The organism is Microcoleus sp. BM001215392 (assembly GCF_036700185.1).
In the GTDB taxonomy this organism is placed as follows: domain Bacteria; phylum Cyanobacteriota; class Cyanobacteriia; order Cyanobacteriales; family Microcoleaceae; genus Microcoleus.
Map to the genome: position 1 here is coordinate 1 of NZ_JAUBOJ010000136.1, position 11,253 is coordinate 11,253.

Sequence of the window (11,253 nt, forward strand, 5' to 3'; positions counted from 1 at the left end):
CCTAACCCCCCTTAACAAGGGGGGGACAAGAGTATTCTCAAAGTCCCCCTTCTTAAGGGGGATTTAGGGGGAAGAAGCCTCGGAGCAAAGCGAGATTTATCAAGGGTTATAGACTTAAGTTGACACGAATGGCGGTTAACAAATCCTAACTCAATCCACTAACCGGACAAACTTATTTTTGCCCACTTGCAAAACCTTACCGCATAAATCAGCAGGCGATGCAAAAGTAAGATTAACATCAGAAACTTTCTCGCCCTCCAATTTCACTCCGCCGCCCTGCATCAACTTCCGCGCGTCGCCGCTGCTTTTACAAAGCCCGCTAGCACTCAGAATATAAAACAACTTGGCCGGAAATTCCACGCTTGCTAAAGAAAACTCCGCTACAGCATCAGCTTGTCCCGCAGCCCCTTTAATTAGCGCGATCGCATCTTGTTGTGCGCGATCCGCCGCTTCGGAACCCCAATACTGACTTACCACATCCACAGCCAAAAGTTTCTGTTTTTCTCGGGGATTTTCGGGCAATTCATCAAGCGGCAAATCTGTCAATAGCTCAAAATACTGGGCGATCGAGCGATCGGCAATTTTCTCCAACTTAGAATACATCGTCAGCGGATCTTCCGACAAACCGACATAATTATGCAAAGACTTCGACATCTTCTGCACGCCGTCAGTCCCGATCAAAATCGGCATTAGCAAACCAAACTGCGGTTTCATCCCGAAATGCCTCTGCAAATCTCTCCCCACCGCAATATTAAACTTTTGGTCGGTTCCGCCCAACTCCACATCCGCTTCCAAGACTACTGAATCGTAACCCTGCATTACTGGATACAGAAACTCGTGCAGGAAAATCGCATTTTCCTGCTGCATCCTGTTATCAAATCCCTCTTTAGCGAGCATCTGCTGCACCGTCATTGTGCCTAGCAGTTCCAAAACCTTCGCCATGTCCAATTTGGACAACCACTCGGAGTTGTAGCGAATTTCCAAACGTCCGGGCGTGTCAAAATCTAGAATCGGACGCACTTGGTCTAAATAAGTTTTGGCATTTTCTGCCACTTGTTCGGCTGTCAATTGGCTGCGCGTCTCAGATTTCCCTGTCGGATCGCCAATTCTTGCGGTAAAATCTCCGATGACCAGTACCGCCGTGTGGCCTGCATCCTGAAAAGCTCGCAGCTTGCGGAAGCAAATGCTGTGTCCGAGGTGAATGTCAGTCCCTGTGGCGTCAATTCCCAGTTTGACTCGCAGAGGTCGATCGACTTTTGCCAGCAGTTGGGCCAGATTTTCGTCAGGGTTGCTAGAATCAGGTCGATCGGGAAAAATCTCGCTGATGCCGCGGTAAATCGCTGAAAGGTTAGCAGTAATCATAGGGGAGCGATCGTCCATCATTATATTTTGCCAAAGTGCAGCAGAATTAGTTAAACTCACTGATTGACACATAAACACACAACTATCAAGCTACTATAATCCCAAACCTGACCGACTTTCATTAGCAAACCCATCCAGAAACTGATACGACCAACCGATTTAAGTCGCAGAGAGAGCAAAATTTTAGCTTTTTGTTCCAGCTCTTAGATTCAAAGCTGCGAGTAAATCTAAAATCTAAAATCTAAAATCTAAAATCGACTGACAGCCTCCAGGGTTGCCATCTAAAATTAAAAGTCTTAAACCCCAAATCGAGTGAGGAAGTGAAATCCACGTGTCAACCAACGCAGTCCGCAAAAATACGGAAAACCCAGCCCCTGTATTCGAGTTTGTTCAGTCAGTCAGCAAAGTGACCGCCGGAACCATACTCAGCATGACAATGCTTGCCAGTTCCGTAGTCGCTGGCGGACTGGTTGGTCTAGCGATCAGCTTCCGCAATTTGCCAGATGTTCGCATCTTGCAAACCTACTCTCCCACGGAAACCACCCACATTTACGACATCAACGGCAAGCCCCTAGCCAGTATCCACGATGAAGCAAACCGCGATGTCGTACCCCTTGACAAAATATCCCCGAACCTGAAACGGGCCGTAATGGCGATCGAAGATAGCAACTTCTTCACCCACAAAGGCATCAACCCCGGCGGCATCGCCCGAGCCCTCATAGCCAACATACAGAAAGGTAGAACTGTTGAAGGCGGCTCGACGATGACTATGCAGTTAGTCAAAAACTTGTTTCTATCTCCCCAGTCAAAATTTAGCCGCAAGGTAGCGGAAGCGGTAATGTCTATCCGCTTGGAGCAAATTCTCAACAAAGACCAAATTCTGCAACTGTACCTGAATCAAATCTATTTAGGTCACAACTTGTACGGTGTAGAGACAGCTTCGAGAAGCTATTTCAACAAGTCAGCAGAAAATTTGAGCCTTGCAGAAGGAGCAATGCTCGCAGGCATAATTTCCGCCCCCGAAGAATACAGTCCTTTCGTCAATTACAAATTGGCAAAAGAGCGGCAGGAAATTGTTTTAACCCGCATGAAGGACCTCAAATGGATTACGCCAGCAGAAGCAGATACCGCCCGATCGCAAAAAATTAAGCTCGGCAAAATTACTTCTTTTGGCGGCTCTCAAGTTCCTTACGTCACACAAGCCGTAGTCCAAGAACTGACAAGGCGTTTCGGACGAGATGCGGTACTCAAGGGCGGAATGCGCGTTCAAACCACGATCGACCTCAAAATGCAGCGCATAGCCGAAGAAACAGTCAAAGCGTGGCACGATCGACTTTACTACCAAGGACTTTTTTACGATCGCGAACAAGGTCAAATAGCCCTAGCAGCCGTCGATCCCCGCACCCACTTCGTCAAAGCAATGGTTGGGGGCGTCGATTACCAAAAGAGTGAGTTCAACCGTGCGATTCAAGCACGCCGCCAGCCCGGATCTTCTTTTAAGCCTTTCATCTACTACGCTGCCTTTGCTAGCGGCAAATACGGCCCCGATTCAGTTGTCTACGACTCTCCTGTCGGCTACCGCGACGGCGACGGCTACTACTACCCTCAAAACTACGGCGGCGGCTTCTCCGGTGCCGTCAGCATCCGCAGAGCTTTGGAAGTATCACTGAACATTCCCGCTGTCAAGCTCGGCCAAGAAGTCGGATTGAATAAAGTGATTGAGATTTGCCGGGTGCTCGGCATCAGAAGTCCCATGGAACCCGTAGTTTCTTTACCCTTGGGTGCAGTTGACCTCACTCCTTTAGAAATGGCCGGAGCTTTTGCTACCTTCGCCAACAACGGCTGGCATTCTGACACCACGTTTATCGTGCAAGTCACCGACAGCAGCGGCAACGTCTTGCTAGACAATACCCCCAAACCCAAATTAGTTCTCAACGCCTGGGCTGCGGCATCTGTCAACAGCGCCCTGCAAGGAGTAATTTACAACGGTACTGCCAAGGCTGCCCAAATTGGGAGGCCGGCTGCTGGGAAAACTGGCACAACTTCCTCAGAACGGGATATCTGGTTTGTGGGTTACGTGCCACAGTTGTCGGTGGCTGTTTGGATAGGCAACGACGATTACACGCCGATGAGCTACGGTGCTACTGGCGGTACTATTGTGGCCCCTGTTTGGCGCGATTTTATGAGCCAAGCTTTGCAGGGCGTTCCTGAAGAAGATTTCAAACCTGCTTCATCTTTTGAACGACCTTAATTATCAGTTGACAGTTGACAGTTGACAGTTGACAGTTGTAGGGGCAGTGCCCCCCTGAGAACCCTCTTAGTTGACAGTTGACATTTGACTGTTGAGCGAAGGAATAGTTAACAGTTGACTGTTGATTATTGAGCGAAGGAATAAGGATGAATTAACAGTTAATAATTAACAGTTAAAAGTTGAGTGAAGGAATAAGCAAGGAGGAAAGAAGTAATGGTAATTACCAACTGTCAACTGTCAACTGTCAACTGTCAACTTATGGTTGTTTTTCCAGTTCAGATTTCATCCGCTCCAGCGTTGAGTTCATTTGCTCAAACATCTGCTGGGGCGTAATCCCAAATTGATTTAGCTGTGTTTTTAACTGCTCTACAGTCATCTGAGCCATGAAGTCTTCAGACAGCTCGAAGCGCTTCATAAAAATACGGTAGCGCTCCATCATAGACTCCATCTGAGCGATGAACATCTTCTTGCCTTCGCGATCGAATTTGCCGTAATTCCCGCCTAGTGCGACGAGAGATTGATAGTCTTCAAACAACAGTTTGGCTTCTTGCTGAACAATTTCTGAATCAAAAAATCCCATAGCTTTCCTAATTTTTAATATTGAAGTGATTTTCCTCTATGCGAGAAATCCCGCTGCTTTTGGTACTATTTTATCAGTTGCCCGAAGAACTCTCTACCGCTCAAGGCGCAAAAATTAGTAGCAATTTCCGTACAGGAGACGGGAAGATGGGGATATGGGAGAGGGAGCATCTCATTTTTGCAAACAGCATTTTTTTGTTTGACAGTGCGAGCTTAGTATCGCTTGCGAGCGATACTAAGCTCGCGAGCGGAGATAGCACTACAAATGCTTGTGCACATATCCACCCCTGGGACACTAGAGGAGAATTGCCGAATTCCCAATTTCCAATTCCCTGAAAATTTATCCGTTAAATCCCGTAGCTTGTTTGTTGGCCGAGCTTTCATCTTCCATTTTCCATCTTCCTCCTAACTGCTGACTTCTGACTCCTGACTTCAAAGTTCCCCGATGCGTTCTAACGGCCAAAACCTGACTACAGCGCGGCCGATGATATTTTTCTTAGGTAAAAATCCCCACCTGCTGGAGTCGTTGCTGTTATTGCGGTTGTCTCCCATCACGAAGTATTGATTTTCCGGGACGACATATGGCCCCCACTGGTATTTAGGAGGTTCGGCAATATATTTTTCGACCAGGGGTTTGTCGTTGAGATAAACTAAACCTTTTTTAACGGTCACTGTTTGACCCGGTAAGCCAATCACCCGTTTGATAAATGCTTGGTCTTCAGTAAATCCCTGTTCTTGCAACTGTTCCGGCGGCGCAAATACTACTATGTCACCAGTTTTTGGAGGTTCCAGGTAGTAGGAGATTTTTTCTACTACGACGCGATCGCCCACCCGCAAAGTTGGTACCATAGAATCTGAGGGTATGAAACGCGGTTCTGCCACGAACCCTCGAATCATTATTGCTAAACCCAAAGCAATAATCACTATCTGAAGATTTTCAAAGCTAGACTTCCAGGCTTTCTGCCACCATGTTTCAGGCTGCATTTCTGCTACTTCTGTACCTGAATTATTTTCTTCAGATGTCATTGAGTCCTCTCTATAATAATTGCCACAAATAATCTAATAAGCTGTTCTGACATTCAACTTGTCTGTCAAAAAACAATCAAACCATACATAAGTTGTGAGATTGTGAGCATCACCCCGAATATTCAATTTAAATGCTGTACAGCTTACCTGTGAAATATATCGCTGTTAATTATTAGACTTGAATTGCATTCATTTGCAAACAATCTTACAATCATCTGCGTTTATTTGCATTGAGCTGCGGTTTACCTATTAATCAAAGATTGATTTAATAAGTGTCCTCTTGATATTAACTCATAAAAAAGGCAGAGAATTAAGATTCTCTACCTTTTTTATGTAAGGATTTTGAGTTGTTTGCGATCGCCTGATTGGTTATTTCACAACTTAATTTGCGATCGCGCGCCACTCAACCCACTTACTCAGCGCCTTGGGGTAGCAATTCCCGTTTTTGACCTTGCAGTACCTTGACAACTCCGGCTTCATCCACATCCACAACAGCGGTGTCGCCATCTTTGATGCGGCCAGAAAGAATTTCCTCAGCCAAACTGTCTTCCAACAACCGCATAATGGCGCGGCGCAGGGGCCTGGCTCCGTAGCTGGGGTTATAGCCTTCTTCTACCAGCCGTTCTTTGAATTTCTCGGTCACTTCCATCGTGATTCCCTGTTCTGTCAAGCGGCCGAACACTTCTTTGAGCATGATGACGGCGATTTCCTTGACTTCTTCCTTGTTCAACTGACGGAAGACGATAATTTCGTCAAGTCGGTTGAGGAATTCGGGGCGGAAGTAGTTCTTGAGTTCTTCGTTAACCAAAGAGCGAATGCGGTTGTAAGTAGCATCGGCTTGGTTGTCGCTGAACTCGAAACCGAGACCGCCGCCACCTTTTTCGATGACCTTAGAACCGATGTTAGAAGTCATAATCAGCAGCGTGTTTTTGAAGTCCACGGTGCGACCTTTGGCATCTGTTAAGCGGCCGTCTTCCAATATTTGCAAGAGCATATTGAAGACATCGGGGTGGGCTTTTTCGATTTCGTCGAACAAGACTACCGTGTAAGGACGGCGGCGGACTGCTTCTGTGAGTTGGCCGCCTTCGTTGTAGCCGACGTACCCCGGAGGAGAACCGATCAGTTTGGAGACGGTGTGACGTTCCATGTATTCGGACATATCCAACCGAATCATCGCGTCTTCGGAACCGAAGAAGTAGCCGGCTAAGGCTTTCGTCAGTTCGGTTTTACCGACGCCTGTGGGCCCGGAGAAGATGAAACTGGCGATCGGGCGATTGGGATTTTTCAACCCTACCCGAGCGCGGCGGATGGCGCGGGAAACGGCTTTCACTGCTTCTTCCTGACCGATCAAGCGCTGGTGCAAGGTATCTTCCATGTGCAGCAGTTTTTCGGACTCAGATTCAGTCAGTTTGTTAACCGGTACGCCCGTCCAGCTTGCTACGATTTGAGCGATATCTTCTTCGGTAACTACGGGCGAAGGGTCGGTTTCGCCTGTGCGGGCCGAGTCGGTTTTTTTGGCTTGAGAAATCGCGCGAATTTCGGCTTTGATCGTCATTTCGCGATCGCGCAATTCACCTGCTTTGTCAAAGTCTTGAGAACGCACCGCTTCGTCTTTATCTTTCAGGACTTGGCGGAGTTCCTTGTCAAGTTCCTTAGCTGCGGGCGGCAGTTGGGAGTTGATCAGGCGGACTCTGGAACCTGCTTCGTCTACCAAGTCAATTGCTTTGTCTGGGAGGAAGCGGTCAGAGATGTAGCGGTGAGAGAGTTTGGCGGCAGCTTCTAGGGCCGTGTCCAAGATTTTCAGCTTGTGGTGCTGTTCGTAGCGTTCCCGCAGGCCGAAGAGAATCTCGATCGTCTCATCAACGGTGGGTTCCCCAACCATCACGGGCTGAAAGCGGCGCTCTAGGGCAGCATCCCGCTCGATGTGTTTGCGGTACTCATCAAGGGTTGTAGCACCGATACACTGAAGTTCGCCTCTGGCCAAAGCCGGCTTGAGAATGTTAGCTGCATCGATCGCCCCTTCGGCCGCACCAGCACCGATCAAAGTGTGCACTTCGTCAATGACTAAAATCACGTTACCCGCCGTGCGGATTTCGTCCATGATTTTTTTGAGGCGTTCTTCAAATTCGCCCCGGTATTTGGTACCGGCGACCAGCAAGCCAATGTCGAGGGTGACGACGCGCTTGTCTTCGAGAATATCTGGGATATCGTTGTTAGCGATGCGCTGGGCCAGGCCTTCGGCGATCGCAGTTTTACCGACTCCGGGTTCGCCGATCAATACCGGGTTATTTTTGGTACGGCGACCGAGGATTTGAATTACCCGTTCGATTTCTTTTTGTCGTCCGACTACCGGGTCAAGCTTACCATCGACAGCCATTTGAGTCAGGTTTGCTCCAAATTCATCGAGGGTTGGGGTTTTAGTGCGAGCGCCGCCGCCAGTGGCTGCGACTTCTGCCGTTTCTCCCAGCATCCGAATCACTTGGGTGCGGACTTTCGACAAGTCTACTCCCAGATTTTCTAGGACTCTGGCCGCCACTCCTTCACCTTCGCGAATCAGGCCCAGCAGCAGGTGCTCAGTGCCGATGTAATTGTGTCCGAGTTGGCGAGCTTCTTCGAGGGACAGTTCTAGAACCCGCTTAGCGCGCGGGGTGAACGGAATTTCGACTGCTACGAAGCCCGAACCGCGCCCGATGATTTTTTCGACCTCAATCCGAGCATCTTTGAGATTAACTCCCATCGATCTGAGGACTTTAGCCGCAACTCCGGTTCCTTCCCCGATCAGACCCAGGAGGATCTGTTCTGTCCCTACGAAGTTGTGACCCAGGCGGCGAGCTTCTTCCTGGGCCAACATGATTACTTTTATTGCTTTTTCTGTGAAGCGTTCAAACATGATTTATTCCCATCACCTGCTGCTATTTGCCCGTTTCGAGGTCACGCTCGCACTTAAGGAGCGTTTGTGTTCGAGTGTTAACTCGTATTGCTTATTCTAGCGTGACACTCTCAACCGCTCTGCCGCACTGGAAAAGCGGTTGCAGATTCTAGGCTGCTGTTGCAGGGTGGCTTTCAACTGGGAAGACCCAAATGGTGGCTGACCTACAACCTCCCCTAGACTGCAAGAAGATTGCTCTTCTCGGTCTGTGCCCAACCTACGACTGCGTATTGATGGATTCTAGCACAATCTTTTTGGCTCTCATGCAGGTGCAAAAGTTATACTTACCGAAGTGTAGGGCTGTTTTTTAATAAAACTTATTGGTTACATGGGCGCGATCGATGTAAGAACTTAAAAAAATTAGTCCTGGAGGCAGGAGGCCTAGAAACCGGGTTTTTTAGGAAAAAACGTGTTGTAGCGCGCAGATTTGGTAAAAAACCCGGTTTCTTTAGTCGGAGTACGTGCAGGATTGAAAGTTTGTAGTGGCGCTTGGGAACCTAGCTAAAGCGTAACTACGAGCCTAAAGATCGATCGTAGTGTTGTCAAGTTGCCAAGATTCACTGCTCGCAGCTACCTCTGCAAGACCGGGGAGAAGTCAATTCTAAAATATTCTTGTAGGGAAATAAAGTAGTTGCGAAGCCCAGAGACCGTCAATCTTGGCAATCAATTCACCTCCAGACCAAAGAAAGGTTTGAGTTATCATGTTTTGCGCTTCGATATTCACGCCACCCAAAATTATGTCACTATCTGCATTAAACCTCTGAATATAGGCGTAATCATTTCCACCAGCGACTGAGTACCAATTTCTTGTATTATCACCAATATAAAATGCGTTAAGAGATTGACCGCTGTTGCCAATTAAAGTATCTACCTCAACACCAGACGCGCCGTTGCTTTCTGAACCTCTTAATGAGTTCTGACCTGAACCACCTGCGAGAGTATCGTTCCCCAAACCACCAAACAAGAGATTAATGCCGTTTCCACCAGTGAGATAATCATTGCCATCCTCACCGTAAACGTTATTCCTGCCATCTCCGCTTAAGATGTTGTCATTTCCACTCCCGCCAAAGATTGTATCATTACCAGTACCAGCCGTGATATTGTCATCGCCCTGATCGCCGCGGATGGTATTGTTCCCATTTCTAGCGGTAATGTTGTCATTGCCATTCCCGCCAAAGATGGTGTCATTACCTGCGCCAGCACTGAGAAAATCATTACCATCCTCACCAAAAATTGAATTATTCCCCTCTCCGGCATCAAGGGCATCAACTCCATTCCCGCCTGAGATGATGTCATTACCCGTGCCCGCAGAAACGATGTCGTCTCCATCCCCAAAGTAATAAGTATTGTTGCCATTGTTGTTGTAATATTTTCCAAAAATCCCAGTTCCTATTAATGTGTCATTTCTGTTAGTCCCATAGATGAAGCGATCGTTGATTTCGCCACCAGCTTTGGCAGCAACCAGAAACAAAGGATTATCTTGAGCATCAACGGGAATCACTCCTTCATGCACTTGAAGAGAGTTAAGAGAATCCCCTCTATAGAAGTTTGGTCTAAATTGATGATCGGCCTGCGTATCACTCAGACCCAGAATATTGGTGGCTAAACGAGAATTGCCGGCTGCATTAGTTGTCACCACATTTGTGTAGGCGGTCACGACACGGCTGTGTTGAGCAGCTTGGTCTATGGGATTAAGCGCATTGGTGCCGAAGTCAAACAGGAAAGATTCCCTGGCAGTTCCAGCTTGAGCTTCATTTCCTGATACACTACTGATGCCATTAAAACTTCTTCTTGAAGCCGCAGCATTAAGGTCTAAGCGTTTGATTGGGTCTGCAATTCCTCCATTTTTTACATATCCATTTGATAGGTCAGTATCGAAGCCATTAGTTGTATCGTATGGACTCAGGGGTTTTGCGGTATTTGATGCTGAGTCAAGGGCTGTAACCGAACCAACTTGACCACCTAGGGTATTGAAACTGGCGGCAATATCGCTGGCAAGGTGAGCACCAAGACTGTGACCAACAATATTAAGTGCTGCGGCTGGCATTCCCCACTCAATAAGTTTGTCTCGGACTGCGGTTGCTACTGGGGTAATCCATGAACCAGACCTGTAAAGGTCTCCTGCTGCGATCCCTAATGCTGCATTATTGGTTGGGGAGCCGCTTACTTGAGTCCAGTCCAGGACTAAAACTGTATCAGTTGGGTTAGCACCATCGATGGCTGTGGCGATAGTTGCATCAAAAGAATCGCTGGGTGCTGTGAAACCAGGAAGCAGCAGCCATACTTTTTCACCGCTCCATTGATCTGCTGAGGGAACAGAGAAAGGTGCACGGATATTTATTTGACGCTGACTTGGACTAAAAGCATTCGTAGGTGGTCTGTTAGTTTCGCCACCTGTCACCAAAAACGGAGTATTTATCGCTGTCATAGTCTATTCCTCTCAAGTTAAGTTGGTAAAGATTATTAATTGTTTTCCTTTCTCGGCTTTCTCCAGAAGTGAGCTGCACCTAAGCCCAAAAAAGCTAACAATGAGGCGAAGGGCGAGGCGTTCTCTGGTACGGGAGCAGGAGGAGATTCATTAATTTCTAAGGTCACAGTCCCCTCACCCCCAATAGTTCCATTTCGCAACACGAAAATAAATATCCCAGGATCTCCAAACAGAAATCCGTTATTGCCACCCCAAATTCCGCCATCGTTTCCAGGAGCAACTTGGAAGCCAAATTGAGTTGGAAGTCCGTTCAAGAAAAGCAAAACAGGAGCGTCTGGGAAGTTTAAATCATCACTGGCTTTATAGGTGACAGGAGTTAAGCCCTCCGCAAAGTCGAGAAATCTAAAGTTCAGAGATAGCAGTCCCGGTCGATCTCCATTTCCACCATTAATGGTCATGGATTCGGTGCCAACTTTGGTCAGATTGGTATCGTCGTAGGCAAAGTCACCCGTGTAGACACCCGCCAATTTAGGATCGAGGACGTTGACGACGTTGACTTTGATTGTGCCTGCGATTGTAGCTGCCATAGCGGTCGCTCCTCCAATTGTGGATATTAAATATGTTCCCAGGATAGCGGTCAGTCCATATTTTATGTTCATTGGATATTCCTGATTTAAA

Annotated in this window: 7 protein-coding genes; 1 reads left to right on the plus strand and 6 read right to left on the minus strand. The window is 47.7% G+C overall.

Annotation, left to right across the window (positions count from 1 at the left end; translation table 11 throughout):
• Positions 1-150: 150 nt before the first annotated feature.
• Positions 151-1,383 carry a tyrosine--tRNA ligase gene (gene tyrS, locus QT974_RS16090; protein WP_333469472.1) on the minus strand — a complete coding sequence of 411 codons (1,233 nt, stop codon included), beginning with the start codon at positions 1,381-1,383 and terminating at the stop codon, positions 151-153.
• Between the two features lie 310 nt (positions 1,384-1,693).
• Between tyrS and QT974_RS16095 the strand changes: the two genes are divergently transcribed.
• A complete protein-coding gene (locus QT974_RS16095) occupies positions 1,694-3,613 on the plus strand; it encodes a transglycosylase domain-containing protein (RefSeq protein WP_333469464.1) in 1,920 nt (639 codons plus the stop codon).
• Positions 3,614-3,869: 256 nt separating this feature from the next.
• Here the strand turns inward: QT974_RS16095 and QT974_RS16100 are convergent, their stop codons facing one another.
• From QT974_RS16100 to QT974_RS16120, 5 genes are all read right to left on the minus strand, one after another.
• Positions 3,870-4,193, minus strand: a complete 324-nt coding sequence (locus QT974_RS16100) for a DUF1825 family protein (RefSeq protein WP_333469465.1) — start codon at positions 4,191-4,193, stop codon at positions 3,870-3,872.
• A 431-nt stretch (positions 4,194-4,624) separates the two neighbouring features.
• A complete protein-coding gene (lepB, locus tag QT974_RS16105; RefSeq protein WP_333469466.1) occupies positions 4,625-5,218 on the minus strand; it encodes a signal peptidase I in 594 nt (197 codons plus the stop codon).
• A 412-nt stretch (positions 5,219-5,630) separates the two neighbouring features.
• Entirely contained in the window at positions 5,631-8,108 is a 2,478-nt protein-coding gene (locus QT974_RS16110) for an ATP-dependent Clp protease ATP-binding subunit (protein ID WP_333469467.1), read from the minus strand.
• 640 nt (positions 8,109-8,748) lie between these two features.
• The gene (locus tag QT974_RS16115; RefSeq protein WP_333469468.1) at positions 8,749-10,575 is read right to left on the minus strand and encodes a hypothetical protein; all 1,827 of its coding nucleotides are present in this window, start codon (positions 10,573-10,575) and stop codon (positions 8,749-8,751) included.
• Positions 10,576-10,610: 35 nt separating this feature from the next.
• On the minus strand, positions 10,611-11,162 hold the full coding sequence (locus QT974_RS16120; RefSeq protein ID WP_333469469.1) for a hypothetical protein: 552 nt from the start codon (positions 11,160-11,162) through the stop codon (positions 10,611-10,613).
• Positions 11,163-11,253 lie beyond the last annotated feature (91 nt).

Coding starts and splice junctions, on each gene's coding strand:
- tyrS (WP_333469472.1), bottom strand. CDS start 1,383: ATGATGGACGATCGCTCCCCTATGATTACTGCTAACCTTTCAGCGATT.
- QT974_RS16110 (WP_333469467.1), bottom strand. CDS start 8,108: ATGTTTGAACGCTTCACAGAAAAAGCAATAAAAGTAATCATGTTGGCC.
- QT974_RS16115 (WP_333469468.1), bottom strand. CDS start 10,575: ATGACAGCGATAAATACTCCGTTTTTGGTGACAGGTGGCGAAACTAAC.
- lepB (WP_333469466.1), bottom strand. CDS start 5,218: ATGACATCTGAAGAAAATAATTCAGGTACAGAAGTAGCAGAAATGCAG.
- QT974_RS16120 (WP_333469469.1), bottom strand. CDS start 11,162: ATGGCAGCTACAATCGCAGGCACAATCAAAGTCAACGTCGTCAACGTC.
- QT974_RS16100 (WP_333469465.1), bottom strand. CDS start 4,193: ATGGGATTTTTTGATTCAGAAATTGTTCAGCAAGAAGCCAAACTGTTG.